Raw genomic sequence first — 22,998 nt, forward strand, 5'->3', positions numbered from 1 at the left:
AAACGGCAACAAAAAGGGCGTACGGCTCGGAAAACGAGAGCCGTACGCCGTTGCCGGCCCCGCCCGTGGCGGGCGCGGTCAGCCTTCGGTCCTGGCGGAGCCCTGGTGGACGCCCTCCGCGCGCGCGATGGCGGCGTCGACGGCCGCGTCCTCCTTGGCCTTGTTGGCCCCGCCCTGGGTCTTCACGATCACCCTGATCACGCCGATGAAGAACACGGCCATGACGACCGGGGGCACGAGCGCGGAGACGTAGTCCATGCGTCCAGGTTAGCCACGCCCCGAAACGGGGCCGATGGCGGGGTTCGGCGCATTCGGCCCCCGGGACGTCCGGTTCAGCCCGCGGCGAGTTCCTGGGGCGGGTTCGGCGCGGGTGGCGGGGCCGGCTTGCGGCGCGGGAAGACCTCGCCCGGGGTGGGGATGGGGCGGCCGGGCTTCGGGGCGGGCGGCGCGGGAGCCGGCTTGGGGGCGGCCGGCTTCTCCGCGGGTCTGCGCTCCGGCTTCTTGGCGGGGTCCTGGTCGGCGTCCCCGGCCACGGGGCCCGAGAGGCCGCCGGGAAGGGCCGTGAGGCGCGTACGCGAGGCGGGGACGACCGTTGAGGCCTGGCGGGCCGTTCCGCGCGCGAGACGGGCGCGTACGTCCTGTTCCGCGAGGATCTGGCAGCGGTCGAGGAGGGCCGCCGCGACCGGGTTGCCGCGCAGCGCCCTCAGGGCGGCGAGGTCGTCCGGGTTCGGGCGGTAGGCGGCGCCCAGCGCCTCCTCCAGGAGCGTGAGGTAGCCGGCGGCGGTGCCGGGCAGGGCGGCGCGGTAGCGGGCGAGGTCGGCCACCAGGAAGGCACGCAGCCGGGCACCCTCGCGCATCGCCTCGTCGAGGGACTCGGCTAGGCGGAGGCAGTCCTGAACGTCCTCGGCCGAGGCGGGGCTGGGGTGGAGGGCGAGGGCGAGCGCGCGGCGGAGCACACGCAGCTCCTCCGCGCCGAACGCCATGCCGCCGCGGGATCCGTATGGCGTGGGCATGCGGCGACGATACGCGCTAATCAGACAAACTCGACATAGGAGGGCGGTGTGGCGCAGCCGCGCCACCCGGTTGCTCCCTCGCCCGTGGCGGTCACATACGGGACACGTTCCGCTCGTACACCAGCCGCAGCCCGACCAGCGTCAGCCAGGGCTCGTGCTCGTCGATGACCGAGGACTCGCCCAGGACCATCGGCGCGAGGCCGCCGGTCGCGATCACCGTGACGTCGTCGGGGTCCTCCGCGAGTTCCCGCGCCATACGGCTGACGACCCCGTCGACCTGGCCGGCGAAACCGTAGATGATGCCGGACTGCATCGCCTCGACGGTGTTCTTGCCGATGACGCTCCGGGGCCGGGCCACCTCGATCTTCCGCAGCTGCGCGCCCCGGACGCCGAGCGCCTCGACGGAGATCTCGATACCGGGGGCGATCACGCCGCCGATGTACTCCCCGCGCGCGGAGACGGCGTCGAAGGTGGTCGCCGTACCGAAGTCCACGACGATCGCCGGTCCCCCGTAGAGCTCGACGGCCGCCACCGCGTTGATGATGCGGTCGGCGCCGACCTCCTTGGGGTTGTCGGTCAGGATCGGCACACCGGTCTTCACGCCCGGTTCCACGAGGACGGCGGGCACGTCGCCGTAGTAGCGCCGGGTCACCTCGCGCAGTTCGTGCAGCACGGAGGGGACGGTGGCGCAGATGGCGATGCCGTCGATGCCGTCGCCCAGTTCGTCGCCGAGCAGCGGGTGCATGCCCATCAGGCCCTGCAGCAGCACGGCCAGTTCGTCGGCGGTGCGGCGCGCGTCCGTGGAGATGCGCCAGTGCTCGACGATGTCGTCGCCGTCGAAGAGGCCCAGGACGGTGTGCGTGTTCCCTACGTCGATCGTCAGCAGCATGGGGATTACCTACTCCGCCGCTCGCAGGTCGAGACCGATGTCGAGGATCGGCGAGGAGTGGGTGAGGGCGCCCACGGCGAGGTAGTCGACGCCGGTGTCGGCGTACGCGCGCGCGTTGTCGAGGGTGAGCCGGCCGGAGGCCTCCAGGGCGGCCCGGCCGTGCACCAGGGCGACGGCCTCCTCGCACTCGCCGGGCGTGAAGTTGTCCAGCAGGATCAGGTCGGCACCGGCGTCCACGACCTCGCGCAGCTGGTGCAGGGTGTCGACCTCGACCTCGATCGGTACGTCCGGGAAGGCCTCCCGTACGGCCTTGAAGGCCTGCGCGACGCCGCCGGCGGCGACCACGTGGTTGTCCTTGACCAGGGCCGCGTCGGAGAGCGACATGCGGTGGTTGACACCGCCGCCGCAGCGCACCGCGTACTTCTCCAGGGACCTCAGGCCCGGCGTGGTCTTGCGCGTGTCACGCACGCGTGCCTTGGTGTCCTCCAGTGCGTCCGCCCACGCGCGCGTGGCGGTCGCGATGCCGGACAGGCGGCACAGGAGGTTGAGGGCGCTGCGCTCGGCGGTGAGCAGGTCACGCGTGCGCGTGGTGACCGACAGCAGCTTCTGCCCGGCCTCGACGCGGTCGCCGTCCTCGACGTGCCGCTCGACCTCGAACTCGTCCTCGCAGACCACGGAGATCACCGCTTCGGCGACCCGGAGTCCGGCCACGACGCCCGCCTCGCGCGCGGTGAAGTCGGCGGTGGCGACGGCGTCCTCGGGGATGGTCGAGACGGTCGTGACGTCCAGGCCGCCGTCCAGGTCCTCCTGGATGGCCACGTTGGCGATGTCCTCGACCTCCACGGGGTCGAGTCCGGCGTCGGCCAGGAGCTCGGCGAGCGCGGGATCGAGCCCGCACTCCAGGTATTCGGCGTCGACGTCCGCGCCGCAGGCACAGCCGTCGCCGCAGCCGCCGTTCGACGCGAGGGGAAGGTCGGGGGTGCTCACTTCTGTCACTGCTCCTGGTGGCGCTGCTGGGGCTGCTGTGTCGGGGGGAAGTCTGGGGTACCGGTGGTGTGTACGGCGAGCGTGCGGTCCGGATTCAGCCGTACGACGATGTGGCGGCGCCATGCGGTGTCGTCGCGGTCGGCGTGGTCCTCGCGCCAGTGGCAGCCCCGGGTCTCCTCGCGCAGCCGGGCGGCGGCGACCAGGACGCGGGCCACGCACAGGAGGTTGGTGGACTCCCAGGTGTCGACGCCGGGCTCGGCGGTCTTGCCGTTCTCGTCGAGGGCGTCGCGGGCCTCGGTGTGCAGCCGCTGGAGCTGGTCGGCGGCCTGGGCGAGGGAGTCGGCGGAGCGCAGGACGCCCGCGCCGTCGGTCATGATCCGCTGGATCGCGAACCGGGCCTCGGGGGCCAGCAGCGGGTGCGCGGGCACCTGGGGGTGATCGACGGGCTCGGGCACGCGCGCGTGGAGGCCGCTTTCGGCGTGCGTCGCCGTGATGTCGGCGGCGATGCGCTCGGCGTAGACGAGGCCTTCGAGGAGGGAGTTGGAAGCGAGCCGGTTCGCGCCGTGCACGCCGGTGCAGGCGACCTCACCGCACGCGTACAGGCCCGGGACGGTCGTACGGCCCCGGGAGTCGGTGCGCACGCCTCCGGAGGCGTAGTGGGCGGCCGGCGCGATCGGTATGGGGTCGGTGACCGGGTCGATGCCGTGGGCGCGGCAGGCGGCGAGGATCGTCGGGAAGCGGTGCTCCCACATGTCGGCGCCGAAGTGCCGGGCGTCCAGGAACATGTGCTCGGCGTCCTGCTCCTGCATGCGCCGCATGATGCCCTTGGCGACGATGTCCCGGGGCGCGAGCTCGGCCAGTTCGTGCTGCCCGACCATGAAGCGAACGCCGTCGGCGTCGACCAGGTGCGCGCCCTCGCCGCGCACGGCCTCGGAGACGAGCGGCTGCTGGCCCTCGGCGTCCGGGCCGAGGAAGAGCACGGTCGGGTGGAACTGCACGAACTCCAGGTCGCTCACCTCCGCGCCCGCTCGCAGGGCGAGTGCCACGCCGTCGCCGGTCGACACCGACGGGTTGGTGGTCGCGGAGAAGACCTGGCCCATGCCGCCGGTCGCGAGGACGACCGCGGGCGCGTGCACGGCGCCCACGCCGTCGTGCTGGCCCTCGCCCATGACGTGCAGGCTCACGCCCGCCGTACGGCCGTCGGTGTCGGTCAGCAGGTCGAGGACGAGCGCGTTCTCGATCGTGCGCACGCCACGCGCGTGTGCCGCCTCGACCAGCGCGCGGGAGATCTCCGCGCCGGTCGCGTCGCCGCCCGCGTGTGCGATCCGGCGGCGGTGGTGGCCGCCCTCTCGGGTGAGCTCCAGGGCACCCTCTTCGGACTCGTCGAAGTGCGCGCCGGTGGCGATGAGCCGGCGTACGGCGTCCGGGCCCTCCGTGACGAGGATCCGTACCGCCTCCTCGTCGCACAGGCCCACGCCGGCCACCAGGGTGTCGTCCAGGTGCTGTTCGGGGGTGTCGCCGTCGCCGAGGGCCGCGGCGATGCCCCCCTGCGCCCAGCGGGTGGAGCCGTCGTCGAGGCGGGCCTTGGTGACGACGACGGTCTTCAGGCCGGCGGCCTCGCAGCGCAGGGCCGCGGTGAGTCCGGCGACGCCGGAGCCGACGACCACGACGTCCGCGTTGATGGACCATCCGGGGGCGGGCGCGTGCAGTCGTATGCCTGTGCTGGTCACGAGGCGGCTCCGAGGGTTCCGAAAGTGAGTGGAAGGTTGTCGATCAGCCGGGTCGTCCCGACCCGGGCGGCGACGGCGAGGACGGCCTCGCCGGTGAAGTCGTCCTCGATCTCGGTGAAGTCGGACGGGTCGACGAGGGCGAGGTAGTCCAGTTCGAGCGGCGGGGACAGGCGCGCGGCCTCGTCGAGCACCAGGCGGGCCGCGGCGCGTACGGCCAAGGGGGCGCCGTAGGAGGTGCGCCGCGAGGCATCCGCGCCGACGGACGCGGTGGACGCCGGGAGGGACTTGGCGACGGCGTGCGCGTCGGCCGCGGCGCGCGACTCGCCGAGGGCGCTGAGCGCTTCGGCACGCGCGTGCGTGGCGGGCACCTCGCGCGCCCGCGCGCGCAGCGCCTCCTGGGCGGCGTGCCGGTCGCGGCCCGCGAACAGGGCGTGTGAGAGGGCGAGCGCGGTGCGCCGCTCCTCGGGCGAGAGATAGCGGTTGCGGCTGGAGAGGGCGAGCCCGTCCTCCTCGCGCACGGTGGGGACGCCGACGATCTCCACGCCGAAGTTCAGGTCGCGCACCATGCGGCGGATCAGGGCGAGCTGCTGGGCGTCCTTCTGGCCGTACAGAGCGATGTCGGGGCGGGTGAGGTGGAGGAGCTTGGCGACGACGGTGAGCATGCCGTCGAAGTGCCCGGGGCGCGAGGCGCCCTCCAGGCGCTCCCCCATGGGGCCCGCGCTGATGCGCACCTGGGGCTCGCCGCCCGGGTAGACCTCGTCGACGGAGGGTGCGAACACGGCGTCCGCGCCTGCCTCTTCGGCGACCTTGATGTCGGCGTCCAGGGTGCGCGGGTAGCGGTCGAGGTCCTCGCCCTTGCCGAACTGGAGGGGGTTCACGAAGACGGTGACGACGACCTCGCCGTCCGGTCCGGCGATCTCGCGCGCGGTGCGGACCAGGGTGGCGTGGCCCTCGTGCAGGGCGCCCATGGTCATCACCACGGCGCGGCGGCCGGTACGCGTGCGTGCGTGCAGTTCCTCGGCGGTGCGCAGCAGGGTGGTGGTCATCGGGCGTCTCCCTCGGCGCCGTTGGTCCCGGTGGCGAGCACTCCGAGGAGGTCCTCGGCGAGCTCCGGCTTGAGCAGCCCGTGGGCGAGCGCGCGGTCGGCGGTGGCGCGGGCCATCGCCAGATAGCCGGCGACGGTCTGCGGGGCGTGCCTGCGCAGCTCCGCGACGTGCGCGGCGACGGTGCCCGCGTCCCCGCGCGCGACCGGGCCGGTCAGGGCCGCGTCGCCGGAGCGCAGGGCGTTGTCGAGGGCGGCGCCCAGCAGCGGGCCGAGCATCCGGTCGGGCGCCTCCACGCCGGCCTCGCGCAGCAGCTCCATCGACTGCGCGACCAGCGTGACCAGGTGGTTCGCGCCCAGGGCGAGCGCCGCGTGGTAGAGCGGGCGGCGCTCCTCGGCGATCCATTCCGGTTCGCCGCCCATCTCGATGACGAGGGCCTCGGCCGCCAGCCGCAGTTCGTCGGGCGCGGTGACACCGAACGAGCAGCCGGCGAGGCGCTGGACGTCCACAGGCGTGCCTGTGAAGGTCATCGCGGGGTGCAGGGCCAGCGGCAGCGCGCCCGCGCGCAGGGCGGGGTCCAGGACCTTGGCGCCGTACCGCCCAGAGGTGTGCACGAGCAGCTGCCCCGGCCGTACGGCCCCGGTCTCGGCGAGGCCCTCGACCAGGCCGGGCAGGGTGTCGTCCGGGACGGTCAGCAGGACCAGGTCGGCACGCCGGAGCACCTCGGCGGGCGGCACGACCGGGACGTCGGGAAGCAGCTGCGCGGCGCGCCTCCTGGACGCCTCGGAGACCCCGGAGACGGCCACCGGGCGGTGTCCGGCGAGCTGGAGGGACGCGGCCAGTGCGGGACCCACGCGGCCGGCGCCGACGACGCCGACGGTGAGCCGCGCGGGACGGTCCTTGGGGTCTGGCAGTTGGCTTGTACTCACGCGACGGCGGCCTTCCCGTTCCAGTCCGCTCCGGGTACCGGACGATTTCTCGTCATGTTAACGCGATCGATTCACAGGGCGTCCGGTTGTCCACAGGCTGTGGGTTATCGCACGCCGTCGGGGCCCGGGAAAGCCTGTGGAAATCCGGGTGCCCGCGCCGGCCTGCGCCAGGCATGATCCGGGTCATGAGCGATGCGGCGGAGCAGGGCGAGCGGACAGTCGAGGACGTACCGGACGAAGAGCGGCTCAAGCGCCGTCGCGCGCGGCGCATCAGCGCGCACCGGGGCGCGGAGCGCGTGTTCGCGCGCCCCGGCTTCCTGGACACGCTCCGGGAGCGCCTGGCGCTGCTGGACGGCCTCGACGAGGTGTACGACCTCGACGAGACGTCGGACATCTACGGCAACGGCATTGTCGAGGCCCTGGAGCAGAAGGTCGCCGGGCTGCTCGGCATGGAGGCCGCCGCGTTCTTCCCGAGCGGCACGATGGCCCAGCAGGTCGCGCTGCGCTGCTGGGCGGGCCGCACCGGCGACCCGGCCGTCGCCCTGCACCCGCTGGCCCACCCCGTGCTGCACGAGCGCGACGCCTTCAGCCAGGTCAGCGGCCTGCGCCCGGTGCGAGTCACCGGCGAGCCGCGCATGCCGACCGCCGACGAGGTACGCGGCCTCGACGAGCCCTTCGGCGCCCTGATGCTCGAACTGCCGCTCCGGGACGCCGGTTTCGTGCTGCCTTCCTGGGAGGAGCTCACCGAGGTCGTGGAGGCGGCGCACGAGCGCGACGCGGTGGTGCACTTCGACGGCGCGCGCCTGTGGGAGTCCACCGTCCACTTCGACCGCCCGCTGGACGAGATCGCGAGCCTCGCGGACAGCGTCTACGTGTCGTTCTACAAGTCCCTCGGCGGCTACGGCGGCGCCGCGCTCGCCGGTCCCAGGACCCTGATCGACGAGGCGAAGGCCTGGCGGCACCGGTACGGCGGCCAGGTCTTCCAGCAGTTCCCGACGGTGCTGTCGGCACTCGCCGGCCTGGAGCGCGAGCTGCCCCGGCTGCCCGACTACGTCGCCCACGCGCGCGTGGTCGCCGAGGCACTGCGCGAGGGGTTCGCCGCGGCCGGGGTGCCCTGGGTGCGCGTCCACCCGGAGCGGCCGCACACGCACGACTTCCAGGTCTGGCTGCCGTACGACGTCGACGTCGTCTCGGAGGCGGCGATCCGGCAGGGCGAGGAGACAAGGACGCTCCTGTTCACCAACGGCTGGGAGGCGAAGGGCCCCGGCCTGGCGTTCACCGAGGTGTACGTCAGGGCCGAGGCCCTGGAGTGGACCGCCGACGGCGTGAAGGCGGCGGTCGCGGAGTTCGTCGCCCGCCTCATGGAGGAGGCGGGCGGCGCATAGAAGGTGGCCAGGCCGGTCAGCCGGCTGAGCGCGGCCGCAGATGCAGCCAACGGCTGAGCGCCTGCCGTATCCGCCCGTGGGCCGGGTGCTCGGCGACGACCGCGCGGAACTGGCGGTAGTCGCGCCACTCGCGCGCGACCTGCCAGTCGTGCGCGCCGGGCGCGGGCGGCACGGGCTCGCCCAGCTGCCGGGCGCGGTAGGCGTCGAGGAGGAACTGCTGCGTGATGCTCATGGCGGTTCGCCTTTTCGAGACGTTTCGGGACGTGGCGACAGGGATTCGTGGGCTCCGCGGCTGCCCCGGTGATCCCAGGTTGCGCCGGTACGACGGGGAAGTCGCGTGGATTGACGGGCGCCGTCAATCGGGGAGGGCGTTGTCAGTGGCGGGGTGCACCATGAGGTCATGAGCGTGCGCATCGACATCGCGGGGCTGCGGCCGGAGAGGGTCGCCATCGTCCCCTCACCCCTGGCCGAGCTCGGCATGGCGCTGCACGCGCTGTCCGAGCCCGGACACCACCCGGGGCTCCAGGGCTGGGTGACGGGCGTGAGCGCCGGACTCGACCCGCATCTGGCCGACCGGATGTGCGACGCGGACTTCCTGTGGAGGACGACGTTCTCGGACCTGTTCCTGCCGTACGCGGGCCTCCCGGGCGGCGCCGTGCCCGGTGCCACGCTGGCCGAGGAGCTGGACCTGCTGGACAAGCTGACGGACGAGCAGTTCGTCGACGCGGCACTGGAGTTCAGCTGTGCCATGTCGTACGGCGTCGGGGCGGGCTGGCTCGTCGACGCCGAGCAGGGCCGGCGCGCCCTGGACCTGGCCGCCGCACGCGGCCCGCGCCAGGAGCGGTTCACCGAGCTGCTGCTGACCGACCCGCCCAGGATCCGGGCCTGGCTGCGGCAGTTCCTGGAGGACTGCGACGAGGCGTTCTTCGCGGAGGCCTGGTCCCGGCTGCGCCACCAGCTCACGGCGGACGCCCGCCACAAGACCGAGCTCCTGCGCCGCAAGGGCCTGGCCGAGGCGCTGTCCGCCGCGTCCCCGGCGGTCACACTCGACGAAACCGCCGCCGAGATCACGGTCGACAAGCTGAGCGTGGGCCGCACCACCACGGGTGACGGCGCGCTCCTCCTCGTACCGACCAGTCTCGGCTGGCCCCACCTCGCCGTCCTGTACCGGCCCGGCTGGCAGCCCGTGCTGCACTACCCGGTCGGCTCCCCGGAGTTGGCCGCCCCGCCGTCCGTGGAGCAGCTCGCCCTGCGGGATGACCGCGCTGTCCCACCCGGTCCGGATGCGGATGTGCCGCTATCTGGCCCGCAGCGCCTACACCACGAGCGAGCTGGCCCAGGCGCACGGCATGACGGCCCCGGAGATATCCCGGCACCTCGGCGTCCTGAAGAAGGCAGGCCTGGTCACCACACGCCGTCGCGGCCGGTACGTCCAGCACCAGCTGGACATATCCGTGGTGGCGCGGCTGGGGAGCGACTTCCTGGAGGGCATCCTGCGCTGAGCGGGAGCCTGCTCCGAGCCGGCGCCGGTAGTGGCCTCAGTCGAAGCGGATGTGCTTGACGCCCACCCGTGCCTGCCGCAGCCGCGTCCGCAGGGCGCCCTCGTTGTTCGGCCGCAGCGTCAGGCCGGCCAGGACGGCGATGCGGTCCGCCGTCTTCGGCACGGTCGAGTGGTCGGTCCACAGGTGCTCGGCGAACTCCGGCTCCTGCAGCCGCTCCAGGCAGTGGTCGAGCTGCTGCACGGCCCAGGTCTCGCGTCCCAGGCCGGCGTTCTTCCCGGCGACGTACCGAAGGAGGTGCCCGAAGCCGCGCTCGCGCAGCCGCCGCAGGACGGTCTCGCGCTGGGCGAGGAGCGTGAAGTGCCGTACGTCGTGGCCGAGTTCCCGCAACCGGCCGACGGTCTCCTCGAAGTAGCCGGAGTCCGTGATGGTCATGGGCACGATCACGGCCCCGTCGTGCTTGGTGAGGGCCAGGTCGAGCACCTCGACCACACCCTGCCGCCAGGAGACCAAGTCCTGGAAGTTCCCGCGCAGTTCGGGCGGGAGCGTACGGCGCAGACCGAAGCCGGCGTGCTCGGGGTCGCAGATCACGCTGCCCCTCAGGCGCCGCTGGAGCTCGTGCGCGGTCTGTGTCTTGCCGCCCCCGAAAGGGCCGTTGATCCACAGGAGCATGCGCAGACCCTAGTGGGCGGCGATTACACGGGAGTCACGCGCGTGTGGATCACCCGTGCCCGCCCGCGCGCACCAGCCCCGTCTCGTACGCCAGGACCACCACCTGCACTCGGTCCCGCAGACCCAGCTTCGTGAGGATCCGGCCGACATGGGTCTTCACCGTCGCCTCGGACAGCACCAGCCGGGCCGCGATCTCGCCGTTCGACAGGCCCTGCGCGACGAGGATCATGACCTCGCGCTCGCGGTCGGTGAGCCGCTCCAGCTCCTTGTGCTGCGGCTCCTTGCCCGCGCTCGGCAGCATCGGCGCGAACCGGTCCAGGAGGCGGCGCGTGGTCGACGGGGCCACCACGGCGTCGCCGCTGTGCACCGAGCGGATGGCGGTGAGGAGTTCCCCGGGCGGCACGTCCTTGAGCATGAAGCCGGAGGCCCCCGCCTTCAGCCCGGAGAAGGCGTACTCGTCGAGGTCGAAGGTGGTCAGGATCAGCACCTTCGGCGGGTTCGGCTCCTGGCAGATGCGCCGTGTGGTCTCCACGCCGTCCAGCTTGGGCATGCGCACGTCCATGAGTACGACGTCGACGGCCGTCGAACGCAGCACCTGAAGGGCCTCGACGCCGTCCCCCGCCTCCGCGACGACCTCCATGTCCGGCTGCGCGGCGAGCACCATCCGGAACCCGGTGCGCAGCAGCACCTGGTCGTCGACGAGCATCACGCGGATCGTCATCGGGGCCTCTTCCATGTCCGTCTACGTCCGTATACAGGGGTGTTACAGGTGTCAACAGGGGGCGTGCGTCGACGTCAATGCGCCGGTTTGAGCGGGAGCAGCGCGCTGATGCGGAATCCTCCGCCGGGGCGCGGACCCGCGTCCAGGGTGCCGCCGACCATACCGACCCGCTCGCGCATGCCGATGAGGCCGTGCCCCTGGCCGTCGATGCCGCCCTCCTCGTACAGCTCGTGCGGTGCGCCCTTGCCGTCGTCCTCGACGAGCAGGCCGAGCCCGTCGTCGAAGTACACCAGCCGCACGCTCGCGCCCGTGTTGGGCCCGCCGTGCTTGCGGGTGTTGGTGAGCGCCTCCTGCACGATCCGGTACGCGGTGAGCTCGACGCCGCTGGGGAGCGGGCGCGGGGTGCCCTCCACCTTGAAGTCGACGGGCAGCCCCGAGGTGCGGCACTGCTCGATCAGCTCGTCGATCTGCTCGACGTCCGGCTGCGGGACGTACTCGCCGACCTCCTTGTGCTCGCCGGTGCGCAGCACGCCGAGCAGGCGGCGCATCTCGGCGAGGGCCTGACGGCCGGTGGACGAGATCGTCTCCAGGGCCTTCTTCGCCTGGTCGGGAGCGGTGTCGAGGACGTAGGCGGCGCCGTCGGCCTGCACGACCATCACCGACACGTTGTGCGCGACCACGTCGTGCAGCTCGCGTGCGATCCGGGCGCGTTCGGCCGCGACCGCGACCTTCGCCTGCGCCTCGCGCTCCTTCTCCAGGCGGGCGTTGCGCTCCTCCAGCTGCGCGAAGTAGGCGCGGCGGGTGCGGATGGAGTCGCCGAGCACCCAGGCGAGCGCGAACGGGACCGTCTGGAAGACCACTATCGCCACATTGCCCGCGGCGCTCGTGTGCTGCTCAGGCCAGCGCAGCTGCGCCACCGGTGCCGCGCACAGGCCCACGCCCAGGGCGAGCCGGGAGGCCCAGCGGGCGCCGGTCGCGGCCACCGTGTAGACGATCACCAGCATCGCGAAGTCGGCGGGCGTCGTCTCGACGTTCAGCACCACCTGCGCCACGCCCAGCGCGATCGTCAGCAGCAGCATCTTCTCCGGCGTGCGCCGACGCAGCGCGATCACCAGGCACAGCAGCAGCACGATCGGAACGATCAGCGCCGGCGAGTCGGTACCCCGGCCGTCCTGACCGTGGACGGCCATGCCTCCGGCGACCGAGATCCCGAACAGGATGACGGCCCAGAAGGTGTCGACCCCGGTCGGGTGTCTGCGGAGGAAGTCGTAGAGGCGCTGCACGTAACCCAGAGTAGGGAAGCGCGATGCGTGCAGGGGTCAACCGGAGGACCGATCCGCACCCCGCGCGCATACTCCGCAAGGTGGAGGCTCCGTTCCTCTGTGCGCTTAGCCTGAGCCGGTGACGGGTGAGACGACAGGCGAGTGGCAGGGCTGGCGGACGGCGACGGAAGCCGCCCTCTACGGCCCGGACGGCTTCTACCGCCGGCCCGAGGGCCCGGCCGGCCACTTCCGCACGTCCGTGCACGTCTCCCCGCTGTTCGCCGATGCCGTCGCCCGGCTGCTGTGCCGGGTCGACGCGGCCCTGGACCGGCCCGCGCGCCTCGACTTCGTCGACATGGCGGCGGGCCGCGGCGAACTCGTCACCGCCGTCCTGGCGGCCCTGCCCGCCGACGTGACGGCACGCGTGCGTGCCTACGCCGTCGAGCTGGCCGACCGCCCCGAGACCCTCGACACACGCATCGAGTGGCGGACATCACCTCCCCCCGGCATCACCGGCCTGCTGTTCGCCAACGAATGGCTCGACAACGTCCCGGTCGACGTCGCCGAGGTGGACGGCGCGGGAGTACCGCGCCGGGTTCTCGTACGCCGCGACGGCACCGAACGCCTCGGGGAGCCCGTCGGCGGCGCGGAGGTGGAGTGGCTGGCGCGGTGGTGGCCGCTCCCGGAGGAGGAGGGGCTCCGGGCCGAGATCGGGCTGCCCCGGGACGAGGCCTGGGCGGACGCGGTCTCGGCCGTCGAGCGGGGGCTCGCGGTCGCCGTGGACTACGCGCACTCCGCGGATGCGCGCCCTCTGTTCGGCACGCTCACCGGATTCCGCGCGGGGCGCGAGACGGCGCCCGTGCCGGACGGGTCGTGCGACATCACGGCGCATGTGGCGCTGGACGCGTGCGCGGCGCACTCCATGGCGCACGCCGCCTCCGGTGCGCGCCTCCTGCGTCAGCGGGACGCCCTGCGCGCCTTGGGCATCGCAGGCGCACGCCCCCCGCTCGCGCTCGCGACCGCACAACCCGCCGCCTACGTACGCGCCCTCGCGAGCGCCGGTGAAGCCGCCGAACTCACCGCCCCCGGCGGCCTCGGCGATTTCGGCTGGCTGCTCCAGCCGGTTGGAATTCCGGACCCGCTGGCGGGATAGCGGGCCAAGAGAGCCCTTCTTTCCCGCGTTGCCTGTCGGCGTCCCCGACCTACTTGTCGATGTCCCCGACCACGAAGAACAACGACCCCAGGATCGCCACCATGTCCGCGACCAGCGTGCCGGGGAGGAGTTCCACGAGGGCCTGGATGTTGTTGTACGAGGCCGAGCGGAGCTTCAGGCGGTACGGGGTTTTCTCGCCCTTGCTGACGAGGTAGTAGCCGTTGATGCCGAGCGGGTTCTCGGTCCAGGCGTAGGTGTGGCCCTCGGGTGCCTTCAGGACCTTCGGGAGCCGCTGGTTGATCGGGCCGGGCGGCAGTTCGGCGAGCCGGTCGAGGCAGGCGTCGGCGAGGTCGAGGGAGTTGTGCGTCTGCTCCAGGAGGCACTCGAAGCGGGCGAGGCAGTCGCCCTCCTGCCGGGTGACGACCTTGAGGGTGTCCTGCAACTCCCCGTAGGCGAGGTACGGCTCGTCCCGGCGCAGGTCGAAGTCGACGCCCGAGGCGCGCGCGATGGGCCCGCTCACGCCGTACGCGTGCACGGTCTCCGGCGCGAGCGCGCCCACGCCCCGCGTGCGCCCCCGGAAGATCTCGTTGCCGAGCACCAGGTCGTCGAAGCGGTCCATGCGGGAGCGCAGCGCCACGACGGAGGCACGCGCGCGCGTGGTCCAGCCGGCCGGCAGGTCCTCCTTGAGGCCGCCGACGCGGTTGAACATGTAGTGCATGCGCCCGCCGGAGATCTCCTCCATGACGTGCTGGAGCTCCTCGCGCTCCGTGAAGGCGTAGAAGATCGGCGTGATCCCGCCGAGCTCCAGCGGGTACGAGCCGAGGAACATCAGGTGGTTGAGGACCCGGTTGAGCTCCGCGAGCAGGGTGCGCGTCCACACCGCGCGCGGGGGGACCTCCATGCCGAGCATGCGCTCCACGGCGAGGACCACGCCGAGCTCGTTCGAGAAGGCCGACAGCCAGTCGTGGCGGTTGGCGAGCATGATGATCTGGCGGTAGTCGCGCGCCTCGAAGAGCTTCTCCGCGCCGCGGTGCATGTACCCGATCACCGGCTCCGCGTGCGTGATGCGCTCGCCGTCCAGCACCAGGCGCAGCCTGAGTACGCCGTGTGTGGACGGGTGCTGCGGCCCGATGTTGAGCACCATGTCGGTGCTCTCCGCGGCGCCGCCGATACCGACCATGGTCTCCGTCGTGGGAGTCATGGACACAGTCTCTCCTACGTACGCTGGCCGTATGGAGACGGGGAGCGCGCGGGGTACGGGCACGACGGGGGACGAGGCGGCGGAACCGGTGTGGACCGGGCTGCCGCCGGGGCTGCTGCGGATGCGGCGGCTGTTGCTGGTGGTGTGGCTGGGGCTGATCGCCCTCGCCCTGGGTCTGCTGCTCGGCCTGCTCGCCGGTCCCGGCTGGGCGGCCTTCGCGCTGCTGCCGCTCACGCTCATGGCCTGGGGCTGGGTGCTGCTGGGCCGCAACTGGCGCTCCTGGCGGTACGCCGAGCGCGCCGACGACCTGCTGATCAGCCGGGGCGTGCTGTGGCGCGAGGAGACCGTCGTGCCGTACGGGCGCATGCAGTTGGTCGAGGTGACCTCCGGGCCCGTCGAGCGGCACTTCGGGCTGGCCAGCGTCCAGTTGCACACCGCGGCCGCGGCGACCGACGCGACCATCCCGGGCCTCGACCCGGCCGAGGCGGAACGGCTGCGCGACCGGCTCACCGAGCTCGGCGAGGCCCGATCGGCGGGCCTGTGACCGCGCCGGGCGTCGACGACGCCGTACGCGCGAAGGAACCAGTCACTGAGCGCCGGCTGCATCCCATAACGCCGCTGCGGCGGGCGTGGGCGCCGGTCGCGGTGCTCATCGGGTGGGCGGTGCACGACCCCGACCAGGCGCAGCGGCAGCTGACCAGACTGACGGCCACCACGCTGCTCATCGCCCTCGCCGTGCTGGTCCCGGCCGCCGCCCTGTACGGCTTCCTCACCTGGTGGTTCACGCACTTCGCGGTGACCGAGTCCGAACTGCGCATCCGTACTGGCCTGTTGTTCCGCCGTACCGCGCACATCCGGCTGGAGCGCATCCAGGCGATCGACGTCACCCAGCCGCTCCTCGCGCGCGTGGCGGGCGTCGCCAAGCTGAAACTCGACGTCATAGGCACCGACAAGAAGGACGAGCTGGCCTTCCTGGGGGAGCGCGAGGCCCGTGCGCTGCGCGCGGAACTGCTGGCGCGCGCCGCCGGGTTCGCGCCCGAGACGGCGCACGAAGTCGGAGAGGCGCCGGCGCAGGTGCTGCTGCGCACGCCCCCGCTGCACCTCGCGATCTCCCTCGTGCTGACGGGCGCCACCTGGGGCTCGCTGGCCGCCGCGCTCGTCGTACCGCCCGTCCTGTGGCTCGCCACCCACAGCGTGTGGACGGTCCTCGCGACCGGCGTGCCCCTGCTGGGCGCGGCGGCCACGAGCAGCGTGGGGCGCTTCGTCGGGGAGTACGACTGGACGGTGGGCGAGTCGCCGGACGGGCTGCGCATCGACCACGGGCTGCTGGACCGTACGCACGAGACGGTGCCGCCGGGGCGGGTGCAGACCGTGCGGATCGTGGAGCCGCTGCTGTGGCGGCGGCGCGGGTGGGTGCGGGTGGAACTGGATGTGGCCGGTTCGTCCAACTCGGTGCTCGTGCCGGTCGCCCCGCGCGAGGTCGCGGAGGCGGTCGTCGCGCGCGTGCTGCCGGGGGTGAGCGTGCCGGCGGCCGCAGCGCTGTCGCGGTCGCCGCGGCGGGCAGGCCGGTGCGTGCCCCTGTGGTGGCGTGGTTACGGGCTCGCGGTCACCGACACGGTGTTCGCGGCGCGGCACGGGCTGCTGAAGCGGAGCCTGGCGCTGGTCCCGCACGCGAAGGTGCAGAGCGTACGGCTGGCTCAGGGACCCTGGGAGCGGCTGTGGCGGCTTGCCGACGTCCATGTGGACACGGGGGCCAACAAGACCGTCACAGCCCGCCTGAGAGACGCACAGGAGGCCGCGGAGCTGCTGCGCGGCCAGGCGGAACGGTCACGGACGGGGCGGCGGGACGCCCGGCCGGACCGGTGGATGGCGTCGTAGGGCGGGCCGTCGGCGTCGTACGACCGGCAAGCACCCCACCACGACCCGGGGTCAGGAAACCGCGCTCCGCAGGCCCTGCAGGTTGATCTGTTCCGTCTCGTCGTGGGCCGTCAGGTCGATCACCTGGCCCACGCCTCGGGCGCCCTCGTCGGCCGGCTTGAACTCGGCCTCGGCCTCCGCCTTGTGCACGGCAAGGGCCTCCTGGCCGACCACGTCGGCGAGGTCCTCGTTCTGGACGGCGTCCATGGTCGCGGGGTTCGGCTCCTTCTTGTTGCCGAAGAAGTCGAAGCCGCCCTCGATCGCCGGGCGCCGCACGGGCGCGGCCGGTACGACGGCCACCGCGGTCGGCGCGACGAAGTGTCCCGAGGGCTGCTGCACGGGCTGGGCCGAGCGGGCCGGAGTGGTGGCGGCCGCGCGCTCATGCCCGTCGACCGCCTCGGGCTGCCCCTGCGCCTCGTCCTCCTGCGCCGCCGCCTCGACGCCACCGTCCGCCACCGCCTCGGCCACCGCGGGGGCGGTCTGCGCGGCGGGCGCGGGCGCCTGGCTCGCCGAGGCGCCGTTCTGCGCCGTCACGGGCGCGCCTTTGGGAGCGCCGTCACGCTTCGACCGGCCGTCACCCTTGGGCGAACCGCCACCCTTCGGGGAGCCGTCGTCCTCGGGAGAAGCGCCGTCCTCGGAAGCACCCTCGTCCGAAGCAGCGGCTACCTCGTCGTCGGAGTCGGCCTCTGCCTCGACGTCACCTTCGGCGTCGACATCGGCCTCGACCTGAAGGTCACCCGCGGTCTCGTCCTCCGCGTCGGCCTCCCCCGCCACCGCGTCGGTGTCCTTCGGAGAACCGTCACCGTCCTTGTCGAACTTCTTCAGCGCCGCGCCGGCCCGCAGGAACAGCTTCGAACCCTCGGGCGAGAAGACCGCGGGACCCTCGGGCTTCTCGTCGGTGTCCGACGCGTCCGCCTCCGCCAGGGCGGCCTCGGCCTCGGTCTCGTCCGCCGAGGCAGCCACAGCCTCGGCTTCCTCCACCGAATCCGTCTCGTCCTCGTCCGCCGACACCGGCGGCAGCGCGGGCGTCGTCGGGGCGCCGGCCTCTATCTCCAGCAGCCGGCGGCCCTCCAGGGCGCTCGCGCGCTCGGTCTCCGCGGTGGCGTACCGGCGCAGCAGGGCCGCGTGCTCGTTGCGCAGGCCGGCCAGCTCGGAGCGCTTGGCGCGCAGCCGCTGCTCCAGCTTGGCGCGCAGCTCGCGCGACTCCTCGAGGTCGGTCTCCAGCTCGGCGACCCGCTCCTCGTGCCGCCACTCGTCGCTCGCACGCGCGCGCGTGAGGTCGGCGACCTGCTTGCCGGCCTGCGCGTCCCAGCGGCGCATGACGGCCGCGCCGACGACCGCCGTCGCCGCGGCGAACGCGGCGATGACGCGGAGCACGGCCGACTGCGTGAACACCCAGGGGCCGAATGCGCAGACGAGGGAGACGCCTGCGATCGCCGACGGGGGCAGCAGCCTGTGCAAGGGCGGTGAATGGCGGTGACGTCCACGTGGCATGGCCAGAAACTTACCGCGCGTAGGCGACTGTTGGCTCCCCGCCCCGTAAAAACACAGCCATACCGAAACGTTCACAGGGCATCAGGAATTGTTCCGCATCGAATTCGGCAAGATCACCAACTTGCGGAACACCGGTCACCGGTCGCTCAGCCGCCCACTGATCCACTGCAGTGTCGCCGGAATCTCGCGCCGCCAGGTGTTGAAGTTGTGGCCGCCGCTATCCAGGATGATCGACGAGATCCGGGTCAGCTTGGTGGCCTCCACGCGCCCTATGAACTTCAGTGTCGCCTTGTAGTTGGATTCCCCGATCCGGCTGCTGGTGACGAGCAGTGAAGTGTTCGGCGCGGGCAGGTGCTTGAGGCACCACCACAGGTCGGCGCGATTGCGCAGTACCTTGTCGCCGTGGAAGAGATCACCCGTGGTCGGGTCGATCGGCGCCTTGTAGTACGGCGAAAGGCCCGCACCGGCCGCGTACGCCCCGGGGTGGTGCATCGCGAGCTTCAGCGCGCAGTAGCCGCCCGTGGAGTCGCCGATGATGCCCCAGCTGCCCGGCTTTTTGCCCACCCTGTAGTGCGCGAGTACGGCGTCGGGCAGGTCCTTGGCGAAGAACGTCTCCGTCCGCGGACCGCCCGGGACGTCCACGCACTCGGTGTCCCGCGGCGGCGCCACCGTGGGCCGCAGCATGACCAGGATCATCGGCTGCATACGGCCGCTCTTGGCGAGGTTCTGGGCCGTTGCGGGGTAGTGCAGTTTGTCCACGAGCGCCTCGGCGGTGCCGGGATATCCGGTCAGGACGACCGCCGCGGGGAACGTACGCGTGCGGTACTGGGGCTGGAAGTACTCCGGCGGCAGGTACACGTACGCGGGCGTGGCGATGTGGGTCGTACGGCCGACGATGTCGACCTTCTGGATCTGCCCGCCCGTCCGCGCCCCGGAACCGGGGGAACCGCCCGCTCCACGCACGCGTGCCGTGTCGACCACCTGGAGGGGGCCGCCGGTCCCACCCAGCGCGGTGTGGTTGACGACCACGCCCTGGTCCTTCTCCCGGCCGAACAGGTCCGCCCAACTGGCGTAGAAACCGAAGGCCTGGTTGGCGGCGAGTCCCAGCGACATGAAGAGGGCGAGCTGGGTGCCGAGGAGCAGGCCGACGCGTCCGCTGACGGCCCGCCAGTTCCGCCGCGACAGCCGCGGCCACAGCCAGACCGTGCCGACGAACAGCAGTACGGCGAACGCGACCGCCAACCACAGCACGTTGTTGCTCGTAAGACCCATGACCTGCTTCCTGCCTGCGGTTACGCCCGTCTCCCCCACACCTTCGCGAGGGCTTGTCCGGGACTTTCCCCGGCCTTTGAAACGGCTTTGAGAAGCGGAGTGAACCTCTCCTGCCGTGACACCGTCCTAGAGGGCGCAATGTCGCCGGATGCCCGAATCGGTACCGGATCCAAGGTCTCTCGCAGAACTACGGGATGCGATGTCTGTCAGGACAGATGAGGAAATGTCGGGCGGGGTTCCGTCCCGAGCACGCACTGGGCGGCGCATGCTGCATGGGCCGCGCCCCGAGGCCGTCCCCGTCCTCGTCGCCAGAGCCTGCGCTCTTGTGGGCGTCCTGGACGTCGCCGCGGGCGTCTTCCCGCGCTTCAGGCACAGCCGTATGCACACCATCGCCGAGGTGCTGCCCGGCGCCTTCGGCCCGTTCGCGGCCGCGCTCTCGCTCAGCGCCGGCATCCTCCTGCTGCTGCTCGCGCACGGTCTCAAGCGCGGCAAGCGGCGGGCCTGGCGGGCCGCGGTGGTGCTGCTTCCGGCGGGTGCCGTGGCGCAGTTCACGTACCGGCACTCGCTCATCGGGGTGCTCATCTCGCTGGCGCTGCTCGCACCGCTGGTGCGCCACCGGGACCAGTTCAGGGCGCTGCCCGACCCGCGCAGCAGGTGGCGCGCGCTCGCCAACTTCGTCCTCATGGGCGCCGGTTCCCTCGTCCTCGGACTGATCATCGTCAGCGTCCACCCGAACCGGATGGTCGGCGACCCGAGCCTGGCCGACCGCATTACGCACGTCCTGTACGGCCTGTTCGGCTTCGAGGGCCCCGTCGACTACCAGGGCGACACCTCCTGGACCGTCGGCTTCTCCCTGGGCGCCCTGGGCCTGCTCACGGCCGTGACGACGATCTACCTCGCCTTCCGCCCCGAACACCCGGCCGCGCGGCTCACCGAGGAGGACGAGGCCCACCTGCGCGCCCTGCTGGAGAAGCACGGCGGCCGCGACTCGCTGGGCCACTTCGCGCTGCGCCGCGACAAGGCGGTCGTCTTCTCGCCCAGCGGCAAGGCGGCGGTGACGTACCGTGTCGTCTCCGGTGTGATGCTCGCCAGCGGCGACCCCATCGGCGACGTCGAGGCCTGGCCGGGCGCCATCGAGCGCTTCATGGACGAGGCACGCGCCCACTCCTGGACCCCCGCCGTCATGGGCTGCTCGGAGACGGGCGGCGAGGTGTGGACCCGCGAGACCGGCCTCGACGCCCTCGAACTGGGCGACGAGGCGGTGGTGGACGTAGCGGATTTCTCCCTCGCCGGCCGCGCGATGCGCAACGTGCGCCAGATGGTCAAGCGCATCGAGCGCGCCGGTTACGAAACCCGGGTACGACGTGTACGTGACCTCGGTGAGGCCGAGCTGGAGCGGATCCGGCAGGCCGCCGAGGACTGGCGCGGCACCGACACCGAGCGCGGCTTCTCCATGGCCCTCGGCCGCATCGGCGACACCTCCGACGGCGACTGCCTCATCGCCACCGCCCACAAGGCGGACGAACACCCGGGCGAGTACGGCGACCTGAAGGCGATCCTGCACTTCGTGCCGTGGGGCACGGACGGCGCCTCCCTCGACCTGATGCGCCGCGACCGCTCGGCCGACCCCGGGATGAACGAACTCCTCATCGTCGCCGCCCTCCAGGCGGCCCCGAAATTCGGCATCACGCGCGTGTCGCTCAACTTCGCGATGTTCCGCTCGGCACTCGCGCGTGGCGAGAAGATCGGCGCCGGCCCGGTGCTGCGCGCCTGGCGCGGCCTCCTGGTGTTCCTCTCCCGCTGGTTCCAGATCGAGTCCCTGTACAAGTTCAACGCGAAGTTCCGCCCGCGCTGGGAGCCCCGCTTCGTCGTCTACCGCGCCTCCGCGGACCTGCCGCGCATCGGCTTCGCCGCCATGCAGGCGGAGGGCTTCGTCAACCTCGCACTGCCCCTGCCGCGCTTCCTGCGCCGCCGCAGGCCCGCCCCGCGCGCGTGCACGCACGCCGTCGCGGAGCGCGACGTACGAGCGGCGTGAACCGAGCACCGGACCGGACGCAGGCCGCGCCCCGTCGGCCCGGGGAGCCCGCGTCCGGGCCGCGGCGGCTTAGGGGCCGGTCCGGGGCCTAGGCTGAACGTATGAGCAAGCAGAGCGGACGCGGGCGCGTCGCGGGCCTTCCGGAATGGGACCGCTGCGCGGTCATGGGAGTCGTGAACGTCACTCCCGATTCCTTCTCCGACGGCGGCCGCTTCTTCGACACCACGGCCGCCGTCAAGCACGGTCTGGAGCTGGTCGCCCAGGGCGCCGACCTGGTCGACGTCGGCGGTGAGTCCACCCGCCCCGGCGCCACGCGCGTGGACGAGGCCGAGGAGCTCAAGCGGGTCGTCCCCGTCGTCCGCGGCCTCGCCTCGGAGGGCGTCACGGTCTCCGTCGACACCATGCGCGCCTCCGTCGCCGAGCGCGCCCTCGCCGCCGGTGCCGCCCTCGTCAACGACGTCAGCGGCGGCCTCGCCGACCCCGCGATGATCCCCCTGGTGGCCGGGACGGGCGCCCCCTTCGTCGTCATGCACTGGCGCGGCTTCCTGGAGGGCGGCAACGTCAAGGGTGTGTACGACGACGTCGTCGCCGAGGTCGTGGACGAACTGCACGCGCGCGTGGAGGCCGTCCTGGCCGGCGGCGTAGCCCCCGACCGCATCGTCGTCGACCCGGGCCTCGGCTTCTCCAAGGACGCCGAGCACGACCTCGTCCTGCTGGCCCACCTCGACCGCCTGCTCGCCCTCGGCCACCCCCTGCTCGTCGCCGCCTCCCGCAAGCGGTTCCTGGGGCGCGTCCTCGCCGGGCCGGAGGGCGCGCCGCCGCCCGCGCGCGAGCGCGACGCCGCCACAGCCGCCGTCTCCGCGCTCGCGGCGCACGCCGGCGCGTGGGCGGTGCGCGTGCACGAGGTGCGCGCGACGGCGGACGCGGTACGGGTCGCACGCGCCGTGGAGGAGGCGCGCGCCGGAGAGAACGCGCCGGGCGCCGCCACCGCACGCGGGGCGCATGACGCCCACCCCGCGCCGGGCTCGACCACCGCAAGCGGGGCGCGAGACTCCCACCGCACGCCCGGCTCGGAAGGAGCCCGGTGAGCGCCCCCCACACCGACGTCGAGCAGGTGGAGGCAGCCAACACCGCCTTCTACGAGACGATGGAGCGCGGCGACTTCGAGGAGCTGTCCTCGCTCTGGCTGACCCCGGCCGACCTGGGCGTCGACGAGGAGTACCACGACCCGGCCGACGCCGGCGTGATCTCCTGCGTGCACCCCGGCTGGCCGGTGCTGACCGGCCGCGGCGAGGTCCTCAGGTCGTACGCGCTGATCATGGCGAACACCGACTACATCCAGTTCTTCCTCACCGACGTGCATGTCTCCGTCACCGGCGACACCGCCCTGGTGACCTGCACGGAGAACATCCTCAGCGGCGGCCCGGCCCCCGAGGGCGGCGAGGAGCTCGGTCCGCTCGTCGGCCAGCTGGTGGTCGCCACCAACGTGTTCCGCCGTACCCCGGACGGCTGGAAGCTCTGGTCCCACCACGCCTCCCCGGTTCTGGCCGAAAACGACGAGGCCGAGGACGAGGACACCCCCTCCTGACGGGGTAGGCGACCCCTCGAGACTCCCGCGGACGCCCGACAGGCACCCGCCGGGACCAAGAAGTGGTTGGAATCACGACCACCTGGGTAGGGGCGGCTACCAACCCATGAGCCACCGGGTTCCCCAGGGGAAACACGCGATGAAACCTGCCGGCCCCGGTCCGGGCCCGCGCCCCCGTGGCCCGGCCCTGTCAGTGCCCGCAGGTAGA

General features: G+C 72.7%; 21 protein-coding genes and 1 pseudogene. 8 read left to right on the plus strand and 14 right to left on the minus strand.

The genetic code is table 11. The features are described from left to right. Nucleotides 1-78: 78 nt before the first annotated feature. The 7 genes from ABZ848_RS05910 to ABZ848_RS05940 all read right to left on the minus strand — a co-directional run bounded on the left by ABZ848_RS05910 (nucleotide 79) and on the right by ABZ848_RS05940 (nucleotide 6,591). Nucleotides 79-258, minus strand: a complete 180-nt coding sequence (locus ABZ848_RS05910) for a hypothetical protein (RefSeq protein WP_360825951.1) — start codon at nucleotides 256-258, stop codon at nucleotides 79-81. Between the two features lie 74 nt (nucleotides 259-332). Further along, entirely contained in the window at nucleotides 333-983 is a 651-nt protein-coding gene (locus tag ABZ848_RS05915; RefSeq protein ID WP_360827133.1) for a hypothetical protein, read from the minus strand. A 121-nt stretch (nucleotides 984-1,104) separates the two neighbouring features. Then, a complete protein-coding gene (locus ABZ848_RS05920; RefSeq protein WP_275777748.1) occupies nucleotides 1,105-1,902 on the minus strand; it encodes a type III pantothenate kinase in 798 nt (265 codons plus the stop codon). Nucleotides 1,903-1,911: 9 nt separating this feature from the next. Further along, nucleotides 1,912-2,889: a carboxylating nicotinate-nucleotide diphosphorylase gene (nadC, locus tag ABZ848_RS05925; protein ID WP_360825955.1), complete on the minus strand. Its 978-nt coding sequence runs from the start codon at nucleotides 2,887-2,889 to the stop codon at nucleotides 1,912-1,914. A gap of 5 nt (nucleotides 2,890-2,894) precedes the next feature. Continuing rightward, nucleotides 2,895-4,619 carry an L-aspartate oxidase gene (locus ABZ848_RS05930; RefSeq protein WP_360825957.1) on the minus strand — a complete coding sequence of 575 codons (1,725 nt, stop codon included), beginning with the start codon at nucleotides 4,617-4,619 and terminating at the stop codon, nucleotides 2,895-2,897. Further along, the gene (gene panC / locus ABZ848_RS05935; RefSeq protein WP_360825960.1) at nucleotides 4,616-5,665 is read right to left on the minus strand and encodes a pantoate--beta-alanine ligase; all 1,050 of its coding nucleotides are present in this window, start codon (nucleotides 5,663-5,665) and stop codon (nucleotides 4,616-4,618) included. The genes ABZ848_RS05930 and panC overlap by 4 nt, the downstream gene beginning before the upstream one ends. Continuing rightward, nucleotides 5,662-6,591, minus strand: coding sequence for a DUF2520 domain-containing protein (locus ABZ848_RS05940; protein WP_360825963.1), 930 nt, complete (start codon nucleotides 6,589-6,591; stop codon nucleotides 5,662-5,664). The genes panC and ABZ848_RS05940 overlap by 4 nt, the downstream gene beginning before the upstream one ends. A 185-nt stretch (nucleotides 6,592-6,776) precedes the next feature. On the opposite strand from ABZ848_RS05940, the gene ABZ848_RS05945 reads away from it, so the two are divergent. After that, on the plus strand, nucleotides 6,777-7,976 hold the full coding sequence (locus tag ABZ848_RS05945) for a beta-eliminating lyase-related protein (RefSeq protein WP_360825966.1): 1,200 nt from the start codon (nucleotides 6,777-6,779) through the stop codon (nucleotides 7,974-7,976). A gap of 16 nt (nucleotides 7,977-7,992) precedes the next feature. On the opposite strand, the gene ABZ848_RS05950 is transcribed toward ABZ848_RS05945, so the two are convergent. Further along, complete coding sequence (locus ABZ848_RS05950) at nucleotides 7,993-8,208, minus strand: hypothetical protein (RefSeq protein WP_360825968.1); 216 nt, start codon at nucleotides 8,206-8,208, stop codon at nucleotides 7,993-7,995. Between the two features lie 168 nt (nucleotides 8,209-8,376). Between ABZ848_RS05950 and ABZ848_RS05955 the strand changes: the two are divergent. After that, nucleotides 8,377-9,478 (plus strand): annotated as a pseudogene (locus ABZ848_RS05955) (DUF5937 family protein). A 36-nt stretch (nucleotides 9,479-9,514) separates the two neighbouring features. On the opposite strand, the gene ABZ848_RS05960 reads toward ABZ848_RS05955, so the two are convergent. The 3 genes from ABZ848_RS05960 to ABZ848_RS05970 all read right to left on the minus strand — a co-directional run bounded on the left by ABZ848_RS05960 (nucleotide 9,515) and on the right by ABZ848_RS05970 (nucleotide 12,151). Next, complete coding sequence (locus ABZ848_RS05960) at nucleotides 9,515-10,147, minus strand: AAA family ATPase (RefSeq protein ID WP_360825971.1); 633 nt, start codon at nucleotides 10,145-10,147, stop codon at nucleotides 9,515-9,517. 49 nt (nucleotides 10,148-10,196) lie between these two features. Continuing rightward, nucleotides 10,197-10,868 (minus strand): response regulator transcription factor, encoded by a 672-nt coding sequence (locus tag ABZ848_RS05965; RefSeq protein WP_360825974.1) that lies wholly within the window; start codon nucleotides 10,866-10,868, stop codon nucleotides 10,197-10,199. Nucleotides 10,869-10,942: 74 nt separating this feature from the next. After that, a complete protein-coding gene (locus ABZ848_RS05970; RefSeq protein ID WP_360825977.1) occupies nucleotides 10,943-12,151 on the minus strand; it encodes a sensor histidine kinase in 1,209 nt (402 codons plus the stop codon). Between the two features lie 118 nt (nucleotides 12,152-12,269). On the opposite strand from ABZ848_RS05970, the gene ABZ848_RS05975 reads away from it, so the two are divergent. Next, complete coding sequence (locus tag ABZ848_RS05975; protein ID WP_360825980.1) at nucleotides 12,270-13,283, plus strand: SAM-dependent methyltransferase; 1,014 nt, start codon at nucleotides 12,270-12,272, stop codon at nucleotides 13,281-13,283. 49 nt (nucleotides 13,284-13,332) lie between these two features. Here ABZ848_RS05975 and ABZ848_RS05980 read toward each other — a convergent pair whose 3' ends face one another. Next, the gene (locus ABZ848_RS05980) at nucleotides 13,333-14,484 is read right to left on the minus strand and encodes an NADH-quinone oxidoreductase subunit D (protein WP_360825983.1); all 1,152 of its coding nucleotides are present in this window, start codon (nucleotides 14,482-14,484) and stop codon (nucleotides 13,333-13,335) included. A 31-nt stretch (nucleotides 14,485-14,515) separates the two neighbouring features. Between ABZ848_RS05980 and ABZ848_RS05985 the strand changes: the two genes are divergently transcribed. Continuing rightward, nucleotides 14,516-15,028: a PH domain-containing protein gene (locus tag ABZ848_RS05985; protein ID WP_360825986.1), complete on the plus strand. Its 513-nt coding sequence runs from the start codon at nucleotides 14,516-14,518 to the stop codon at nucleotides 15,026-15,028. After that, nucleotides 15,025-16,362: a PH domain-containing protein gene (locus tag ABZ848_RS05990; protein ID WP_360825989.1), complete on the plus strand. Its 1,338-nt coding sequence runs from the start codon at nucleotides 15,025-15,027 to the stop codon at nucleotides 16,360-16,362. Before ABZ848_RS05985 ends, ABZ848_RS05990 begins: the two co-directional genes overlap by 4 nt. 51 nt (nucleotides 16,363-16,413) lie before the next feature. Here the strand turns inward: ABZ848_RS05990 and ABZ848_RS05995 are convergent, their stop codons facing one another. Both ABZ848_RS05995 and ABZ848_RS06000 read right to left on the minus strand, forming a co-directional pair. Then, complete coding sequence (locus ABZ848_RS05995) at nucleotides 16,414-17,895, minus strand: hypothetical protein (RefSeq protein WP_360825992.1); 1,482 nt, start codon at nucleotides 17,893-17,895, stop codon at nucleotides 16,414-16,416. 135 nt (nucleotides 17,896-18,030) lie between these two features. Beyond that, a complete protein-coding gene (locus tag ABZ848_RS06000; RefSeq protein ID WP_360825995.1) occupies nucleotides 18,031-19,167 on the minus strand; it encodes an alpha/beta hydrolase-fold protein in 1,137 nt (378 codons plus the stop codon). A gap of 223 nt (nucleotides 19,168-19,390) precedes the next feature. Here ABZ848_RS06000 and ABZ848_RS06005 point away from each other — a divergent pair, with 223 nt between their 5' ends. The 3 genes from ABZ848_RS06005 to ABZ848_RS06015 all read left to right on the plus strand — a co-directional run bounded on the left by ABZ848_RS06005 (nucleotide 19,391) and on the right by ABZ848_RS06015 (nucleotide 22,790). Beyond that, nucleotides 19,391-21,202 (plus strand): phosphatidylglycerol lysyltransferase domain-containing protein, encoded by a 1,812-nt coding sequence (locus ABZ848_RS06005; RefSeq protein ID WP_360825998.1) that lies wholly within the window; start codon nucleotides 19,391-19,393, stop codon nucleotides 21,200-21,202. A 101-nt stretch (nucleotides 21,203-21,303) separates the two neighbouring features. Then, nucleotides 21,304-22,290, plus strand: a complete 987-nt coding sequence (folP, locus tag ABZ848_RS06010; RefSeq protein WP_360826001.1) for a dihydropteroate synthase — start codon at nucleotides 21,304-21,306, stop codon at nucleotides 22,288-22,290. Next, nucleotides 22,287-22,790 (plus strand): nuclear transport factor 2 family protein, encoded by a 504-nt coding sequence (locus ABZ848_RS06015; RefSeq protein WP_360826004.1) that lies wholly within the window; start codon nucleotides 22,287-22,289, stop codon nucleotides 22,788-22,790. The genes folP and ABZ848_RS06015 overlap by 4 nt, the downstream gene beginning before the upstream one ends. Nucleotides 22,791-22,998: the final 208 nt, after the last annotated feature.

Source organism: Streptomyces sp. NPDC047081 (assembly GCF_040643775.1).
GTDB lineage: Bacteria > Actinomycetota > Actinomycetes > Streptomycetales > Streptomycetaceae > Streptomyces.